This is a genomic window from Quyinboa ferrireducens, from assembly GCF_042436675.1.
Classification (GTDB): Bacteria; Bacteroidota; Bacteroidia; order Bacteroidales; family UBA5342; genus JBHJHP01.
Genome location: NZ_JBHMVA010000003.1, coordinates 148,653 through 167,189, shown reverse-complemented (window position 1 = coordinate 167,189; position 18,537 = coordinate 148,653). Strand labels below are relative to the sequence as shown.

Annotated in this window: 18 protein-coding genes; 5 read left to right on the top strand and 13 right to left on the bottom strand. The window is 38.2% G+C overall.

Going from position 1 to position 18,537, the window contains the following annotated elements:
• Positions 1-34: 34 nt before the first annotated feature.
• The 9 genes from ACE01N_RS06845 to ACE01N_RS06805 form a co-directional block, all read right to left on the bottom strand.
• A complete protein-coding gene (locus ACE01N_RS06845) occupies positions 35-730 on the bottom strand; it encodes a hypothetical protein (RefSeq protein WP_380586160.1) in 696 nt (231 codons plus the stop codon).
• A 352-nt stretch (positions 731-1,082) separates the two neighbouring features.
• Entirely contained in the window at positions 1,083-1,433 is a 351-nt protein-coding gene (locus tag ACE01N_RS06840; RefSeq protein WP_375728403.1) for a hypothetical protein, read from the bottom strand.
• A gap of 283 nt (positions 1,434-1,716) precedes the next feature.
• Positions 1,717-1,950 carry a T9SS type A sorting domain-containing protein gene (locus tag ACE01N_RS06835; protein WP_380586157.1) on the bottom strand — a complete coding sequence of 78 codons (234 nt, stop codon included), beginning with the start codon at positions 1,948-1,950 and terminating at the stop codon, positions 1,717-1,719.
• The gene (locus ACE01N_RS06830; RefSeq protein ID WP_380586154.1) at positions 1,911-2,663 is read right to left on the bottom strand and encodes a hypothetical protein; all 753 of its coding nucleotides are present in this window, start codon (positions 2,661-2,663) and stop codon (positions 1,911-1,913) included. Before ACE01N_RS06830 ends, ACE01N_RS06835 begins: the two co-directional genes overlap by 40 nt.
• Before the next feature lie 11 nt (positions 2,664-2,674).
• Complete coding sequence (locus ACE01N_RS06825) at positions 2,675-3,175, bottom strand: hypothetical protein (protein ID WP_380586151.1); 501 nt, start codon at positions 3,173-3,175, stop codon at positions 2,675-2,677.
• Between the two features lie 5 nt (positions 3,176-3,180).
• The gene (locus ACE01N_RS06820) at positions 3,181-4,020 is read right to left on the bottom strand and encodes a hypothetical protein (protein WP_380586148.1); all 840 of its coding nucleotides are present in this window, start codon (positions 4,018-4,020) and stop codon (positions 3,181-3,183) included.
• A gap of 34 nt (positions 4,021-4,054) precedes the next feature.
• Complete coding sequence (locus ACE01N_RS06815; protein WP_380586145.1) at positions 4,055-4,576, bottom strand: hypothetical protein; 522 nt, start codon at positions 4,574-4,576, stop codon at positions 4,055-4,057.
• A gap of 174 nt (positions 4,577-4,750) precedes the next feature.
• Positions 4,751-5,779, bottom strand: coding sequence for a hypothetical protein (locus tag ACE01N_RS06810; RefSeq protein WP_380586142.1), 1,029 nt, complete (start codon positions 5,777-5,779; stop codon positions 4,751-4,753).
• Entirely contained in the window at positions 5,776-8,022 is a 2,247-nt protein-coding gene (locus tag ACE01N_RS06805) for a LamG-like jellyroll fold domain-containing protein (RefSeq protein ID WP_380586139.1), read from the bottom strand. The genes ACE01N_RS06810 and ACE01N_RS06805 overlap by 4 nt, the downstream gene beginning before the upstream one ends.
• Positions 8,023-8,272: 250 nt before the next feature.
• Between ACE01N_RS06805 and ACE01N_RS06800 the strand changes: the two genes are divergently transcribed.
• Positions 8,273-10,321, top strand: coding sequence for a TonB-dependent receptor plug domain-containing protein (locus ACE01N_RS06800; protein WP_380586136.1), 2,049 nt, complete (start codon positions 8,273-8,275; stop codon positions 10,319-10,321).
• Positions 10,322-10,383: 62 nt separating this feature from the next.
• On the opposite strand, the gene ACE01N_RS06795 is transcribed toward ACE01N_RS06800, so the two are convergent.
• Both ACE01N_RS06795 and ACE01N_RS06790 read right to left on the bottom strand, forming a co-directional pair.
• Positions 10,384-12,036: an AMP-binding protein gene (locus ACE01N_RS06795; protein WP_380586133.1), complete on the bottom strand. Its 1,653-nt coding sequence runs from the start codon at positions 12,034-12,036 to the stop codon at positions 10,384-10,386.
• A 9-nt stretch (positions 12,037-12,045) separates the two neighbouring features.
• On the bottom strand, positions 12,046-12,612 hold the full coding sequence (locus tag ACE01N_RS06790; RefSeq protein WP_380586131.1) for a helix-turn-helix domain-containing protein: 567 nt from the start codon (positions 12,610-12,612) through the stop codon (positions 12,046-12,048).
• A 141-nt stretch (positions 12,613-12,753) separates the two neighbouring features.
• Here ACE01N_RS06790 and ACE01N_RS06785 point away from each other — a divergent pair, with 141 nt between their 5' ends.
• From ACE01N_RS06785 to ACE01N_RS06775, 3 genes are all read left to right on the top strand, one after another.
• Positions 12,754-13,569 (top strand): aminotransferase class IV, encoded by an 816-nt coding sequence (locus ACE01N_RS06785; RefSeq protein WP_380586128.1) that lies wholly within the window; start codon positions 12,754-12,756, stop codon positions 13,567-13,569.
• Between the two features lie 148 nt (positions 13,570-13,717).
• Positions 13,718-14,392: a tetratricopeptide repeat protein gene (locus tag ACE01N_RS06780; protein ID WP_380586125.1), complete on the top strand. Its 675-nt coding sequence runs from the start codon at positions 13,718-13,720 to the stop codon at positions 14,390-14,392.
• A 112-nt stretch (positions 14,393-14,504) separates the two neighbouring features.
• Positions 14,505-16,274, top strand: coding sequence for a chloride channel protein (locus ACE01N_RS06775; protein WP_380586122.1), 1,770 nt, complete (start codon positions 14,505-14,507; stop codon positions 16,272-16,274).
• 52 nt (positions 16,275-16,326) lie between these two features.
• Here the strand turns inward: ACE01N_RS06775 and ACE01N_RS06770 are convergent, their stop codons facing one another.
• Positions 16,327-16,800: a Spy/CpxP family protein refolding chaperone gene (locus ACE01N_RS06770; RefSeq protein ID WP_380586120.1), complete on the bottom strand. Its 474-nt coding sequence runs from the start codon at positions 16,798-16,800 to the stop codon at positions 16,327-16,329.
• A 57-nt stretch (positions 16,801-16,857) separates the two neighbouring features.
• Here ACE01N_RS06770 and ACE01N_RS06765 point away from each other — a divergent pair, with 57 nt between their 5' ends.
• A complete protein-coding gene (locus tag ACE01N_RS06765; RefSeq protein ID WP_380586117.1) occupies positions 16,858-17,511 on the top strand; it encodes an HAD family hydrolase in 654 nt (217 codons plus the stop codon).
• Between the two features lies 1 nt (position 17,512).
• On the opposite strand, the gene mnmL is transcribed toward ACE01N_RS06765, so the two are convergent.
• The gene (mnmL, locus tag ACE01N_RS06760; protein ID WP_380586114.1) at positions 17,513-18,502 is read right to left on the bottom strand and encodes a tRNA modification radical SAM protein MnmL/YtqA; all 990 of its coding nucleotides are present in this window, start codon (positions 18,500-18,502) and stop codon (positions 17,513-17,515) included.
• Between the last annotated feature and the right edge of the window lie 35 nt (positions 18,503-18,537).

Below are 18,537 nucleotides of genomic sequence, written 5' to 3'. Positions count from 1 at the left end.
CAAGTTTATCGTTTATCTTGATAAATTCTCGCATTTAGTTATAGTTTTTCAACGATTCAATCAGTTTTTTCTTTTTAGGTTTTTCCAGTGTAAATGGTACAACATAGAGAATTCCTGCAGTAAAAAGAATCATGTCATTATCCATAAATCCGTTTTTATTCGCTTCCTGATTATTGAATATGTAATAACCTAACAATCCTGTTGCAATGGAAAGCGATGCGTACTGAAGTATTTTTATGTTTTTTGCCTGTGTTAAATTTTTGCTTGAATATCCTGATTCGGAAAAATCATGCATTATGTTATTATAGCTCAGTTTTTTAATTTCATCATCGTTGAACTGATATTGTGTCAATCGTTCATTACTGGTTCTGTGTTCTAACCCGAATGTAAAATTGTTATAATAAATTTTCACCTTATCGGTTGAATCGGTTTTAAATGTCAGTTCTGTATACCTGAATTTACCTTTTTTATTCAAATTTATTTTGGATAGCTGTCTGAAGTTCCCTTCCTGATCGTAGCCTTTATAGCTTCTGATATCCTGCAATTTAATCTTTAAACCGGATGGATTATCAATCCTTACATATGGCTTGAATAATGTTGGAAATTCATTCAGCTTGATCCAGTTTGTTGTTATAATGCTATCCGATTCCAGCGTTATTTTTACCTGATTTTCCTGTGAAAAGCAATATATACTTATAAAAAGTAGAATTCCACTTAGTAATTGTTTCATATATATGTGTCTGCAATAAATAAAAATAATGTTTTTAGCGGTTACTTTAAAAATGTGAACGAATCATTCTCATATATAAAAAGTGTTATTAATTTCCAATACTTTACCTTGATTGTCTGTAACGATTTACGGTTCTGTCTGTAAAAAGCAGCTTTACATATACTTTATTTTTTTTCAGATTCATTGCATAAAACAGGAACAGGTCATTTCAGGAATTAAAAGTATAAAATAAATTTTGAACTGGGGATTCTTAATGGAAATATATAAAAAAAGATCCCTCTCATTGGGGCTGAGAGGGATCAGATTTTGGGTAATTACATAGAGAATTAACGCCTGTTTGAATGTAGAAAGGTTATGAGTTTAAATTAACTTCTTTTTCATTAAGTAAGTAAATAATTACCATTGCCGGTATCAGACTCATTAAAATCAATCGTAAGAACGATGTCTCATAATTGAAATAAATAAGTACACCAACTGTTGTGTAGAAGAGCAGGCATCCATTAATGGCCGTGGCCAGGTTGCCTCTTTTACGGGTCATTATCTTAGCCGAAAAGTGTGATAATGCAGGAACTATAAAGAACCAAAACACAATCACAGAAAACAAATTCCAGCTTATAACCGTGGAGTAGAGCAGAAACGCGCCCAACAACACTACCAACACAAATAGCACGGTTATTAATCTACGGGTTACTCGGGTTATCATAATTAGTGATTTACAGTTTCTATTATGACATCCTTTTCAAAAAATCCCTTAGTCGAAAGTGTACTTTTTGTATAAAATCTAAATAAAAATTACGATACTTGTGTAAGTATTTGATAGACAGTATTTATAATTGGAGGTTATGTGATATAAAAATTAAAACGAGAAAGAAAAAGGCAGTTTCTCATTGGTAAAAAAGGGGCTCACTCCTAAATATATTCGAGGTTTGAGTTACCCCTGAAATTAGAAAACTACAATTAAAGAATATATTAAATTGCTTCAGATACTAAAAATCTGTTATCACAAATTTTCGTCTTAACACCACAGAATTATCTGTGTCATACAGGATGACCAGGTATAACCCATGGTGTAGATTACATATATCTATCACACTGGACGCTGTACTTCCGGTTTGAACAACTTTACCTGAAAGATTATAAATACTGAAGTGCGCTTTGGTGTTATTCAGGTTTTTCAGTGTTAGTATTCTTTCTGATGGATTGAGGACAACATCCGGCATATCTTCAGGCTTGGGGACATAATTTTATTGTCTTTCCATACTATTGTAGCTTCGCACGAATCTGCTATACCTGTTTCATAGGCACCAATCACACCATCGGAATAACACCGGAGACCTTTGCTCATATTTGCATCACAAGCTTCTGCCCCGAATGGAATGTAGTTAAACATATAATGAATATCCCCAAGACGTTCTATTATTTTAGATTGATAAGGGTAAGATTCATCCTCGCCATTATAAGAGATTCTTTTGTAAGTCACGTGTAATTCTTTAAGAACATTATCGTTTATGGTTAAAGTTTTAATTGAATCTACGTGAATTCTTACAGTATCTACATCATCTCCGGAATCATGTAAAACCTTAAATTGCCATGAATCATTCTGCGTTGCACTAAAATCATATAACAACTGGAATTCATTAAAATTGGGATCCCAGAAAAAAATTGAATCATTTCGTTCAAACATATATTCAATGTCAGGTCTGTCGTTGCAATGAATCTTATGGTACTTTGTTATTTTTTTGCACATTATCCCCATAAAAACAGTGTCCTTTTCAACCTCAAATTTAATAAAGCCTTCCAGTAGTGGAAATGAATCAAAGTAATCTTCGGAGTAATGCCATGTGGCACCTACGGGAGCCCATTCCTGTGCATATATTGCAGTACTTAACAATACAGAGCATATAAGCAGTAATATTTTAGTTTGTTTCGACATATTCAGGTGAATTATAGGTTAGTAGTCTGTTTTTTTTCTAAAAGTTCTGTAATCTCATCCATATGCAGATGCATATGGCGCAGAAAGTCAGTAATCATTTCTTTTAATGAAACCATTTCATCAGCTTTGCCTGCAATCCAAACATTTTCCAACTTTTCAGGGTTAACGCTTTCTATTATATGAGCCAGGTGGAGATGGGTATATTTCCACAACTGAACCAGGTCGAACCAATCTTCTTCTTCATAATTTTGTATCGCAATCCAGCGGTCGTTATTGCCGTGTGTGGCATAATTCGGAAACTCCAGTGGATTTTCGCGGTATTGCAGGTGTATAATGCGGTGTGTATTATTAGATGCTGAATCGACCATATGGCCAAGTATCTGTTTGATATTTCGGTTCTGACCGTTCCTTCTGTTGTAAATTACATCATCCTGCAGAGACAAAAGTCTTGTTTCCCACTTTTCAAGTAGTGCCTTTATGCCATTTACTACCGGTTCAAATTCTGAAATCATATATGTCAGTTTATTTTTTTAGTTGCCAGTTGACGGATTCGTGCCGATTTATCGTACACCGAAATATGAAACAAAGTTGCCGGATCATTAATTTTCTCTGTGGCCAGGTATCTGATATCCTCCATTTTGTCAAAATAGGCCACATGCTTTAAATAATAATCATTGTTGATTTTTTGCACTGCAATTTTCCGTATTTCCGGATCCTTTTCAAAATATGCTACATGTTTTAAGTATTCTTCATTATTCAGTTTTTCCACAGCCAGTTTTCGAATTGCCGGGTTTTTCTCAAAGTAGGCAATGTGCTTCAGGTACGTGCTGTTGTTCACCTGTTTTACTGCGGCTAAGCGGTTGTCCGGATCAGGATTGAATAATGCTATTTTATTAAGAGTTTGGGAACTGTTGACTTTAGACAATGCCAGTTTTTTAACAGTTTCACACTGTTCAACCATCATCACATCCTTCAAAACAGATTGGTCAGTGATATTCTGTACCGCAATAATTCTGACAATTGTGTCTCTGTCCGATGTGGCAATAAGTTTTAAGGTGCTATTATCATGTGTTTTCTGGGTAGCTATAATACGGTTTTTCAGAGATTGCTGAAAAAACAAATGATTGTTAAACGTTGATTTAGACTTAGAATCATCACTTATTTTTTCCATGATACTCACTACTGTGTCACGTGATATAATGACCTGGTTATAAAAGCTGGCCTCCTTTATGGTCAAGGTTTCGGAGATCAGATGTCCATCCTTCTGCTTCATTGAAGTATTTTTTTTGTAGGAGAAATGGATGCAACTAGTCATAAACAGAATAGAAACTGCAATCAGTGTAAAGATTTTCTTCATACTATTATGTTTTAGGATTCTGCTTCGGTTATTATTACATGTTTTCTTTTCGGCTGATCCGTAATATCCTTTCCGCCAATGATCTGGAACTGGTTATTAAAATATATCCAAAAATGTATAGTATCAATGTCCCAATCTGCTGGAACAATAAGTGTGAAGGCTGGCTCATATTGCCCAATACATACTTTATTATTTCTGCAACAGCTGCAATAAAGGCAGGTAAGCGGAATACTACAATGACAAGTCCCATAATGATAAGGGACAGATGCAACAATTCCACATAATTTGTACCAGGAGTTAAATTAATTTCTGTATCGTTGTTGATGATCAGTTTTGTGAAGAAACTTGTTTTGAACACGAGCACATAACTAATAAATACTAACACAATAAATGCCATAAAATATCCAATAATTCCTCCTATAGCGGTCATGTAGTTGTTACTGTTATTAAAAATCTGTGAGAAATTAATGATATCTTTTATCAGCAATAGTGCACCTACAAAAATCTTTATTCCAAACAGTTTCAGGACTAAATCTATAACATCAATTTTTTTCATATCAGGTAATTTAATGGTGGACAAGTTACAAAAAAAATTAACACATCCATTAAAGAAAATTAGCTATACAAGAGCAGTAATATATCCCGTCCGTGAGCAGGTATGTTGGTAAAGGTTATGTAATACAAAAAAATCCCGGTTATGCCGGGATTTAAATATTATAACTTCTAATAACTACCAACTCGTTGGAACACCACCGTCCACAACCAGCATAGCCTGAACCAGTTTAGCGTGATTAATCAGATCTGTTGCAGAACTCACTTCAGATCTGTAGTTGATACCCAAAGGCCAGAAATGCGTGTTGTCCCCATGTAATTCCTGTCCTGTCATTTGTTGGCACAAAGCCTTTGCAACCGGTCCCTGCCATACACCGTTAACCATATTGTTCCAGTAGGCATTGGATGTTCCGGATCCAAAATAGTGTGCCATTTCATGCATAGTGGTACCAACCCACATATAGGTTGTATTAGGGCCATAGCCTATGCTTCCATGATAGTTGGCCTGTGCGGTGGGAATGCCCGAACTGTAGTACACATGTATATTCGCTTTGAATTCGGTATACCGGTTGTAGTAATAACAGGCGCTGTCCAGTGCTTCTTTTATAAGTGCATAATATTCAGGGAACTGGTTTTTGTCAATATCAATTGTATATGTCACATTCCCCATGAGTGTCTGTATCTTTTTAGCATCTCCATAAGTTGTTCCCATACAGTTTGTCACATAGGGTCTTACATAATAGGTTGATCCCAGAGTTAAACCCGTGGTAGATGCGTACAGTTTTCCTGCATTGATCCCGCTGCTGAATTTATTATCTTCCACAGTTGGACTTGGGTTTGTTTTTGACCAGCACAGGCCTCGTTCAAGAATTGCACAGCCGCCATCTGTAACATTAAGTTCGCAGATAATTTTATCCAGTTTGTATTCATAATCTGCCGATACGAGTTCTACGGTTGGAACACTGTATGTTCCTTCAGAATACGTCAAGCTGTCAATTTCCGAAATACTTAGGGCTGTTATATTTCCGTCTTTCAGATGAACCAGAATATTGTTGTTGGCTTCATCAACCTGAACACTGTCGAGGTTTGACAAAGCATAACGCTGCACCGTTTTGTTGATTTTATAAATGTTCAGTGTAAGGTTCTGTGCCGCAACAGAGCCAAGAAAAAGAAATATTGTCAATATAATTAAAAGTCCTTTCTTCATTGTTTTGTAAATTTTGCAACGTTTCTACCACATTTTAAAATATATACCCCTTCAGGCAGCCCGCTTATATCAATTCCTGCCTGTGCTTCTTTTGTATTCCGGCTCAGAATCTGCTGGCCGGTAAGGGAAAATATACTTACAATGTCTGATTCGGAATTTGTAGCTATTACATGCAGCCTGTCGGTTGCCGGGATTGGATAAACAACCAGATTACTGCTTAATTCGGGTTTATTCAAAGCAGTAGCCCACTGTGCGAATGTTATTTTGCGAATGTCTGAATTTGCAAAGGTGTTATTTGATCCGGAGGTAAAATCAAATATTGTAGAATTATCGTTTGCAGTAAAATGACTGATGGCATCCAATTTCAGGCTGACCACTGAGTTATCATTTTTTACAATTTCAAGATAGCCTGCTTTGGGTAACCGGATCACGTCAGTAACGGTTGTTTCTGCCGTTTTGCTATCATCAATATTGGAAGCATAAGCCTTTTCCAGCATGGCAAGGTGTTCGCTGACATTTATTTCTGTTTTTGCTATTTCATCCTGATCCAGGGCCCTGCTGTAGATACGAAAATCATAAATCAGGGTATTTCTCAGATACACATCTGAAGTATAACAGGAACGACCTAACCAGTTATACAGAGTTCCTGTAATACCGGATTTTATTAGCGTTGCTGAAGGCAGATTTGTGATCTTGTCCTTTGCCACTGCAATACCGTCAATATAAATGGTTCCCGCAGTTCCCTGTTGTGTGAAGGTAAGATTGTGCCAGTTACCTTTCAGCGCATTTTTGCTGTAACCCACATCCTGATTGCCGGATGCTTCGGTATAGTTGCCGGGAGAAATACTCAAACTCTGATCCTTAAGGCTACATATGATATATCCGTTTGCATTGGACATAGCATCTGATGTATTGGACAGGTTCCATAGAAAATTACCGTTATTATCAAGTCCGGAATATGAATCATCAATCCTGAAATAGGCTGAAATGGTATATTCATTTAATCGGCTCACTACTTGCCCCATATCACTTCCCATATCAAAATAACCGGTTGAATTTCCAAGATTAAGCACATTAAAAATGCCTGTGGATTCCGTCCCCATGGTGACCACTTTGGCAGTATTTTTAAGGGTTCCGGAAAAGCCTTTTTCAGCAACATCCTTCACAGTGGCACCATCAAGATTGGAGAAATCGTAACGGATAAGAAGATCACTTTTAAATTCAGTTCCCGTATTCGCCAGAACGGTTGCATTGAATGTTTTGGTTTTGGAGATGGAGCCGAGTTTTACGGTTGCTGTCAACACAACATTGGAATTGAAATAATCCGGGCGGATAACAGTTCCGTCAACGGCAATGACCGTTGGCTGCGATGATGTCCAGGTAACGGTTACACCTTTCTCACCAAGTGTTGTTGGTAAGGTAAGGTACCCGGTTACGCCTGAAAGGTCTCCCAGGTCAAGTTGATCGTATTGAGCATAAAGTTCGTCCAGTCCTGTCAGCATCAATATCTCCTCATCACTGAGAGCCCTGTTGTAAACTCTGATATCGTCAAATATGCCTCTGAATCCATTTAAGTCCTGCGCCCAGCGAGAATAGCCAAAATAATTATCTGTGGTTGTTCCCAACCATGACGCAATGTTATAGGATAGATTTGATATCTGTGCTACAGTATTTCCGTTCAGATACATTTTGACAGAGCCTTTCGATCCATCCCAGTTGTAGGTTACGGCTACGTGTGCCCATGTCAGAGTTGGGCATTTTTCGGTCGACATAATGTTTAATGCGGTACCGGAAGCCGGTCTGAATCTAAGGTTCATATATCCATCGTCAGAACCATAACTTGGAATAAATGCAATAAAATTATTAGTCCCGTCTGTTCCTGTTCCCCAGTCAAAAAAACGGGTGGCATCCTGTCTTGAGAGCAGTCTTACCCAGGAGGCAAAGGTGAAGGAGGTCATCCCTGCATTGATATTATCCGGAGCCTCGATGTAATCACCATTTTTATTACAGATAACCCCTTTCCCGGTTTTGCCTGTAAAAACAGTTGCACCGCCCTGCATTGTACCATCATTTCCATTGCCTGAGTCATCTGTTATTGTTGATCCGGATATGTTCTCAAACGTATAGTTTAGTATCAGTCCTTCATTTAGATCCTGAGCTTTCGCCAGGTGTTGTATCAACAGAAGTAAAGTAATAACCGACAAGCGGCTTATGAATAAATAATTTAAAGGTTTATATCTCATTCCTCTTGTATGTTGGATTCCATATTAAAACGCCACGAAAATACTAATTTAAGAAGATCAGAAATGGCAGAAAATCGTCATAAATTACTGATTTTTCGATCTGTCAAACGAATTTCAAACATTTTTACTTTAATCCTGTATGATTGTGGAAGCAGTTATTTATGTTCAGTGTTTTTATCATTCTTTTATTTAGAATTCCAACATTTAAGCCTTTTTGTATCTTTGCTGCGCAAATTCAAACAGGTTAATTATGCATTTAAAACATTTACCAACTAAACGCGCGCTGCTGTTTAAGAAATGGAGCCGCAAAGCATTTGCAGTTTACAATACACTGCATAAAGAGATAAAAATTGGCGTTTTAAGCGTGAGTGCCTTTGTAACTTTAGGCACGCAGCAAACTTCGGCTCAAACCGATACCATTCGCACCAACGATAAGGTGGATCTGGAAGAAGTGGTTGTGAGTGCCGATGCCACACCTGAACTTCAATCTGAAGTTGCCAGGGTTGTTACCGTAATTACAAAAGACGAGATTCAGGCGTCGCCGGTCAATAGCATTGCCGACCTGCTTGAATTTGCACTTAATGTAGACGTACGGCAACGTGGAGTAAATGGTGTTCAGTCTGATGTAAGCATTCGTGGTGGATCTTACGATCAGGTAATGGTACTGCTGAACGGTGTAAATATCTCTGATCCCCAGACAGGGCACAATATGATGAATCTTCCCATTGACCTGAATCAGGTTGACCGGATTGAAGTATTGCAGGGAGCCGGGGCACGACACCTGGGGGCCAATGCCTTTAGTGGTGCTATCAATATTATTACCGGTTCAGCCAATATGAATAAGATTCAACTTTATGGTTCAGCCGGGGAATACGGATTCAACGAAGGAAACCTGAGCATAGCGTTTCATAATTCGGCAACACATCATCAGATTGCAGCTGGAGAGAAAGGCAGTGATGGCTATATTAGTAACACCGATTTCAAAAAGAAGAATATTTATTATCATGGTGGCCTTGATCTGGATTTTGGTTCATTCGAATGGCAGGCTGGTTGCACGGATAATGGCTTTGGAGCTAACAGTTTTTATACACCGGTTTATCCGGATCAGTATGAAGAAGTGAAAACAAGCGTGGCAAGTCTGAAATTTACCACCGGAACCAAACTGAAGCTTTCATCGGTAGTCTACTACAGAAACTCGCGTGATCGTTTTGAATTGTTCAGAGACAAGCCGGATGTGTATCCTTATAATTTTCATAAAAGCGATGTGTATGGTGCCCGTGTCAACACGACCTATTATTCCAATGTTGGAAAAACTTCTCTTGGTGCTGAGATCCGGAATGAAAATTCACTGAGCAATACACTTGGCAATACCCCCGATACAGTTAAGGTGCCCGGATATGATGCATTTTATTATAAATCGTATCAACGCACGAATTACAGTGTTTTTGCCGAACACCAGTTCCGTACAGGACCACTGTTTGTTACGGCAGCGGTTATGGCGTTTGGTTCAGATGCCTGGAATAACAAGTTTTCGTTTTATCCGGGGCTTGACATTAGCTATGAGCTGCTGAATGGTTTCAGGATTAAAGGTTCTGTAAATCGTTCTTTGCGCATGCCTACATTTACAGACCTGTTTTATAACGGACCAACAAATTTGGGTAATCCTGATCTGAAACCGGAAACTGCCTGGAGTTATGAAGGTGGTTTTAAATACCATAAAAACGGCATTGCTTCGCACATAACTGCATTTTATCGTCAGGGAACCAATCTGATTGACTGGGTTCAGTTGCCAGGGAATGAAAAATATACGACCACCAATTACACTCAGGTCAATACATTTGGTATTGAAATGGCTACCCGTTTTAATATTGCGCAGATGACCGGTTCAAATTGGTTCGTTAAAAGGATGGGAGTGAGCTATTCATACCTGAACTCTGACAAGGTAGAACAGAATTACGATTCCAAATATGTGTTGGATTATTTAAAACATAAATTTACGCTAACGCTAAATCATTCAATCGTAAGTAAGATATTTGCCGAATGGAATGCATCGTGGCAGGACAGGGCTGGGACGTATCAGAAATACCTGGGTAAGGACGCAGAGGGTAATGTGATGTATCAGACAACTTCTTACGATCCGTTTTGGCTGGTCAGTGCCAAGGTTTACTGGCAACATGAATGGTTAAAACTGTTTGTGGAGGCTTCCAATATTTTTGATGCACAATACATGGACGTGGCTAATGTTATTCAGCCCGGAAGATGGGTAAAGGCAGGTGCTGTTTTTAGTATTAACTATTAAAAGTAAAAAGCGGGAGTACGATACTAATCGTGCCCCCGCCAAATAGCCTTATCAGTTGTTGGTTAAATGATCTCTATTCCTTTTTCTTTAAGCATTTCAAGTCCCTGTTCACCAAGCTTGTATTTCTGAATTTTTCCGCTGGCAGTCATGGGATAACCTGATACAAAAAATACATATTTTGGGATTTTAAACCGTGCAATTTTTCCACGGCAATAATCCATCACATCACTTTCAGTCAGGCTGCTGTTTTCATCCAATATAACGAACGCCCCAACCTGCTCGCCATATTTGGGTGATGGGACACCGGCAACCTGTACATCACGAATTCCTGGCATGCCATAGAGAAACTCTTCTATTTCGCGGGGATAAATATTTTCACCACCCCGGATGATCATATCTTTAATACGACCTGTAATTTTAAAATATCCTTCGTTGGTTTTCAGTCCTAAATCCCCTGAATGCAACCAGCCTTCATTGTCAATAGCTTCTTTAGTTGCTGCTTCGTTGTTATAATACCCTTTCATGATATTATAGCCTCTACAGCAGACTTCTCCCTGTTCATCCGGAGCACATTCCTCTCCGGTTTCAGGATTAACCACTTTAACTTCTATAGCAGGGAGCTCTTTGCCTACAGTGGATACTCTTGCATCCAACGGATCATCCGTCCGGGTCTGGGTCATAACAGGGGACCCTTCGGTTAAGCCATATGCAATCGTTACTTCATTCATGTGCATTTTCTCCACTACTTTCTTCATCACATCCATTGGGCAGGGCGATCCCGCCATAATTCCGGTTCGTAATGACGAAAGATCAAACATATCAAACATGGGGTGGTTAAGTTCTGCAATAAACATGGTTGGAACTCCGTAAAGTGCTGTGCATTTTTCTTTTTGAACCGATGCCAGAACCATTAATGGATCAAAACTTTCAATAATTGCCAGCGTACCTCCGTGTGACAGCAACGCTAACACGCCCAGTACAATGCCGAAACAATGGAACAGCGGAACCGGCAGACAGAGGATCTCGTCAGAAGTAAATTTTTGACATTCTCCGATGTAATAACCGTTATTCAGAATGTTATGGTGCGTCAGCATGACACCTTTCGGAAAACCTGTTGTCCCTGAGGTGTATTGCATATTAATGACTTCATGACAATTCAGCGAGTTTTTTATAGCATTCAGTTCATCGTCATTTACATGTTCGCCAAGCAATAAAAGTTCGGGTGTATTGTACATTCCCCTGTGTTTCTCCTGACCTATGAATACCACATGTTCGAGTACTGGAAATTTTTGGGATTTGAGCTGGCCACGTTCCATAATCTTTAATTCCGGAATCAGTTCATTCACCATGCCAACGTAATCACTGTCGCGCCAACCGTCAATGAGACAAAGTGCTTTTAAGTCCGCATTTTTTATAAGGTATTCCAGTTCATGTACTTTGTAGCTTGTGTTAATGGTTACCAATACGGAGCCGATTTTAGCCGTGGCAAATAAAAATGTAAGCCAGTCAGGGACATTGGTTGCCCAGATACCTACATGATCACCTTTTTTAATCCCGATGGTCAGCAAGCCCTTGGCCAGCTTATTTACCCTGTCGTCAAATGTTTTGTAAGTGAACCGGAGATTACGGTCAGGATAGATGATAAAATCCTTATCGGGTGTTTTTTTAACAATATTTTCAAGTGCTGTTCCCAGCGTATGTTCTAGCAAATACATAACAGTAACTTAAAAAGGTGCATAAACTACAGCCAGCAAAATGGCATCTTCATTCCCTGCACTCACATGGTGCTTCACAATTGAATCGTAATAAATTGAATCGCCCTGGTTCAGAACAAAAGTTTCTTTGCCATAATTTACAGATACACTTCCACTCAGGACATATAAAAATTCTTCGCCTTCGTGTGATGAAGAAATAAATTCTTTCGATTCACTGGCTGTTACGTTGATAAGGAAAGGTTCCATATGCCGGCCTGATTTATTTCCTGCCAAGGAGAAAAAATCCATTTCTTTTCTTGCACTGACATTGTCATTTGAAAAGCTAATAGATCTTATATGGTCTTCCTTGCGCGAAATAACAGGACCAATACGGTCTTCATCGTCAAGAAAAGTACCTAAACGAACACCTAAAACACGGGCAATTTTAATAAGCGGGCTTAAAGACGGTAAAATTTCATCTGCCTCAATATGTTTTATCTGCTCAACCGACAAGCCTGCCCTTTCTGCAAGGTCTTCTATGCTAAGTCCTTTTATTTTTCTTATCTCATTAATTTTTTCTCCAACGTTGTTCATCATGTTAAATCTCTTTTTGTGTTTTTAATGGGGACACCAAATGTAAATAAAAATCATATTCGTCCTGTTTTGCTGTCCTTCAAATCAACTGAAAACAGGTAATTCAGAATCAATTTATATATCTTTGGATATTAATCAAAACATATGTTAAGGTATACAGGGCATAAAATTTTCCTAAACGGAAAACTTACTGATATCTCTTTCGGTCTGGAAGAATGCATGGAAGGACAAAATATTTATGAGGTTGTCCGGATCATAGATGGAAAAATACTCTTTTGGGAAGATCATTTTAACCGCTTAGTGAATTCTCTTCGTGCAAAGCAGGTTGATGTTCCGCTTTCGGAAATCAACTTTCCTGAGCTAATTTCCATACTGATCCGTCAGAATATGTTCCGGTACATGAATATCAGGATTGACGTGTTTATTTCGGAATCCATTAATGTGATAATTGGATTTATTCCATCGTTTTATCCTGAGCCTGTGATTTATAATACCGGGGTAAAAACTGTTACTTTGGAATCAATAAGAGAGGATCCTGCAGTGAAAGTGGTTCATCACGATTTAAAATTGAAAGTGGATCATATCTTGAAAAACCAGGATGTGTTTGAGGTGATTTTGATAAATGAACTGGGTAATCTTACAGAAGGGAGCAGAACCAACCTGTTTTTTATAAAAGGTGATGCAGTGTTTACACCTGAAACCAAAGATGTATTATCTGGCGTGACCCGGAATAAAGTGATTGAACTATGCAGGAGAGAAAACATTTCTGTAAAGGAGGGTAATATTAGTTATAATGAAATTAACAGATACGACGCATGTTTTCTTACCGGTACATCACCTGGTGTGTTGCCAATAAGTTTTATAGATGGAGTTGGGTTTAAGGTACATAGTAGTATTTTATTAAAAATAATGAATGCATACAACCTTTTGATCAATAGATCGTTATATAAGGTGGAATGATTTTGGCATGGTTGTTGAATTATTTCTGACATAAATGTTTAAAACAATCTAATTTTAAATGATGACATTGTCGTTTTAACAAAAAAGATTATTTTAGCGGCTTGTAAATTGAAATAACTAAGTGTATAACAAATAAATATAGTTGAAAATGAAAAAAATTGGGGTAATATTGACATTTCTGGTCTTTTCAATTGGCATGTTTGCTCAGGAGAGTGCAGCTGAACTAAAAAATGCAGGAAACGAGGCTTTAAGGACAAAGCACTATGCGGATGCAGTTACAAAATACGAGGCATATTTTGCAACCAACGAGGATGGAGTAGCTGACGATAATACAACCTTATATAATCTGGCCAACAGTGCTTCTAAGGCTAAACAATATGATAAAGCTGAAAAGTATTTCAACGAATGCATCACAAAAAATTATAAGCCTGATCTTTCGTTGTATTATATTTCAAAAATATATAGTGAAAAAGGTGATAAAGAAAAGGAGATTGAAACTCTTAAAAGGATTTTATCGGATTATCCAAACAGTAAGTATTATTCAAAATTTCGCGATTATGTAGCGAAATACTACAATATTCAGGCTCAGGATCCTTATAACGAAGCCAATGAAATTGCTGTAACAGCTGCCGGTAGTGGTGATGCCGGAATATACCTTTCTAAAATGAAAGATGCCTTGGCTTTATGGGATAAAGCGAAAACCGGTTTTGAGAAGACACTGGAAATTGATCCTAATAATACCATTGCCAAGAGTGCGATCTCCAATATGAATGATCAGATCAAGGCTTACGAAACTTATAAAGCAAGTATTCCTAAAAAATAAGCTTGCCGGAAGAGATTAAAAAGAGGTGCAGAAATGTACCTCTTTTTTTGTTTAAATCGTTTTCTTAATCATATTGATTATTGTAACTTCGCAGCCCAAATAATAAATTAAAATGGCTAAAGCGTACATCATCAGATCGCTTCAGAATTTTCGCAGCTTATCGACTGAAAAGAAATTATACATCATCAGTTTTATTGTAGGGCTACTAAGTGGATTAGCTGCATTTGTTTTAAAGACAACAGTTCATTACACCCATCATTTACTTATTGAAAATTTTTCCTCTGATAAGGGGAATTATATGTTGTTACTTTTCCCAATACTCGGCATTATATTAACGGTGCTGTTTATTAAGTATTTTGTGAAGGACAATATCGGGCATGGTGTATCTAAAATTCTATTTGCTATTTCCAATAAAAAAGGGCGTATAAAGCCGCATAATTCATGGTCTTCTATAATTGCAAGTACGTTTACCATTGGATTTGGAGGATCCGTAGGAGCAGAGGCCCCGATCGTTTTAACCGGAGCTTCCCTGGGATCAAATATTGGTAGGTTTTTTAATCTTGATCACAAATCACTGATTGTTTTGATTGGTTGTGGTTCGGCCGGAGCTATTGCCGGTATCTTTAAGGCGCCGATGGCTGGTATGGTATTCACGCTGGAGGTGTTAATGCTGGACCTTACTATGGCTTCGCTTATACCATTGCTAATCTCTGCTGTAACAGCAGCTTCGTTCGCAAACTTTTTGATGGGAGACGAAGTACTATTTAATTTTGAACTCATCGACAGTTTTGAACTCTGGACCATTCCTTTTTTTATCTTTCTGGGCGTTTTCTCAGGATTCATCTCGCTATACTTTTCAAGGGGGGTAATGTTTATTGAATCATGGCTGGATAAATTTAAGACGCAAATGCATCGACTGTTGATTGGAGGGGTTATTCTGAGTGTGCTTATTTTCTTCTTCCCTTCCTTATACGGAGAAGGATATACAACAATTCGTGCTTTGCTTCATGGAGAAAGCGGTGCTGTGCTGAATGGCAGTATTTTCACGGGAATTCAGGGAAACTTTTATTTGTTTGCAGTTTACCTTTTATTGATTGTGACATTTAAAGTTGTGGCAACCAGTGTAACAACAGGTGCCGGAGGAGTAGGTGGTATATTTGCACCTTCTTTATTTTTAGGTGGTGTAGCTGGGTTCACCTTTGCTTTTATTTTCGGACATTTCGGAGTTATGCTTCCTGAGAGCAATTTTACGCTTGTTGGCATGGCCGGAATGATGACCGGTGTAATGCATGCTCCATTAACAGCGATCTTCCTGATTGCGGAGATAACGGATGGGTATGAATTGTTTATCCCTTTAATGATTACGTCTCTGTTTTCGTATATCACCATTAAATCTTTTGAGTCGCATAGTATATACCATAAGCGGCTCGCGCAACGTGGACAATTACTGACACACCATAAGGATAAAACTGTTCTTACGTTGATGAAACTGAATAGTGTTATTGAGACAGACTTTGAGAAGGCATACCCGGACTGGACACTTGGGGACATTATTAAGGTTATTTCTTCATCCAAACGTAATATTTATCCGGTGGTTGATCGCGAACAGAAACTGGTTGGAATCGTTCTGCTTGATGATATCCGCAATATCATGTTTCGGCCCGAGAAATATGATGTGTTCAAAGTAAAAAAACTTATGATTGTACCACCTGCTGTTATTAGCATAAACCAGACAATGGAGGAGGTAATGAATACATTTGAAAAAACGGGTGCATGGAATCTGCCGGTAGTGGACGATAATGGTGTTTATCTGGGATTTGTGTCGAAATCAAAAATTTTTAATGCTTACCGAAAAGTTTTGGTTCACTTTTCCGATGAATAAAAAAGCTGCACCTTGCGATGCAGCCTTTTTGAAATATGAAAAAAACCCTTAATTAATTCGTTCTGTTGCCTCTTTGAGGTCTTTCTCCGTTTGGAGGTCCCTGTCTGTTAAATCTTTGCCTTCTTTCCTCAATTATTTTATCGTACTTCACTTTTTGTTCGTCCGTTAAAAGCGCTTTGAATTCCTTGTTATATTCATCCATAACTTCACGGAATTTTCCACGTTGTGCCTGACGTTCTTCAGGCGTTGTTGCCTGGTTGCGCATGTCCGTCATTTTCTTGTCGTACTTTTTGTTCAGTTCTTTTGCTTTTGTAACCTGATCTTCAGTCAGGGAGAGATCTTTTGTTAACTGTGTAAGACGTTGCTCCTGACGTTCTGCATACGACATCCTCTGTCTTTGTCCCTGTTGGCCTTGCTGACCTTGTTGACCACCATTACGTTGTCCGCCACCATATTGAGCCATAGCTGTTGTTGCAGAAAGAGATAACATGATCACAGCACTTAAAAATAATGTTAGCTTCTTCATTTTTTTAAATTTATTAATTTTACAACGTTTAGACATCCGGGCTTTCAATTTTATTCCATGATATTCAAAAATAGTTCTGAAAAAATAAAAGGCATCATATGGGACTGGAATGGCACCTTATTGAATGATGTGGCATATTCTATAGGTTGCATTAATGAACTTCTGGTAAAACGGGACCTGGATCCACTTACAGAGGAGCACTATAAAAAGGTGTTTACTTTTCCTGTTAAGAATTATTACGAGACAATTGGTTTTGATTTTACATCTGAAAAGTGGGAACTTGTTGCGATGGAATATATGGAGACTTACTGGCGGAATATGCACAGGCTTAAGCTATTTAGTGACGCGGTCTCTGTATTGAATAAAATGCGGGAACAGAATCTGAAACAGTTTATTGTTTCGGCAATGGAACATGGCAAATTGAACAGCATGATCATGGATTATAACCTTGAGCAGTATTTTGATGTCGTTCTGGGTATAGATGATCATTACGGAGGAGGCAAAGCTCATTTAGGAAATCTTATTCTTGAGCAAAGTGGATTCAGTCCCGGCGAAGTGGTCTGGATTGGCGATACTTATCACGATTATGAAGTAGCAGATTCTATAGGCATTAAAACAGTGTTTGTGGCCTGCGGGCATCAAAACAGGGAGATTTTATTGCAGTCAGGATGTGCGGTATTCGAGACGTTATCGGATATAAAATTAGCGTAACTTAAAAATATTTTCCCTGCCAGGTATCTCTGTCTTTCAGTCTTTTCTCAAGTTTATGCACGAACTCAAAGTTTTTTAATCCCCATATTTTGTTTACCAGCAATTCTGTTGGCGACTGGCTGATAAAACGTTCAACGATGAACTCAGGATTCAGATACTCCAAAAAATCAATGGCCAGATCAATATATTCATCGGCAGAATAAAATCTGAACCACTCGGGATGTTCTTTATACTGATGAGCCATCTTTGTTCCTTTTATCAACTGAAGTTGGTGTAGCTTTATCGTGTGCAGTGGTAATTGTGATATTCGTTTGGCATGACCCAGAATATCTTCCCGTGATTCTTTGGGTAATCCCAGTATGAGGTGTGCACCGGTATGAATGCCTGCTTTTGAAGTCATATGTATTGCATCAACTGCGGTCTGGTAATTATGCCCCCGGTTTATGAATTCAAGGGTTGAATCCAGTGTTGACTCAATGCCATATTCAACAGTTACATAATATGTGTTTTGAAGTGCATTGAAATAAGTCAGCAGCTCATTTGAGATGCAATCGGGCCGGGTACCGATAACCAGTCCGATAACTTTCGGGTGATGCAACGCTTCTTCATATTTGGCAACGAGTTTTTCAATAGGCTCATACGTGTTGGTGTAAGCCTGAAAATAGGCAAGGTACTTTTGGGTTTTATACTTGTGATCGAAAAAACGGATACCCTGTTCTATTTGTTCGGTAATTGATCGTTCTTCAGAACAGTATTCAGGATTAAAACTCTGATTATTACAATATGTACATCCACCGTAACCAGTCTTTCCATCCCTGTTAGGACAGGTAAAGCCAGCATTGATCGAGACTTTTTGTACCCGTTCTCCAAAATACTTCCTCGAAAATGACGGATAATCATTATATCTTCTATTTCTTTGCGTCAAATTATTCATGCGCTGCAATGATACAAAAAATGTATTTGTCATGCTGCCGGGAGTATAAATAAACATGGCTACATTTTTCAAAATGTATCGTATTTAAGTAT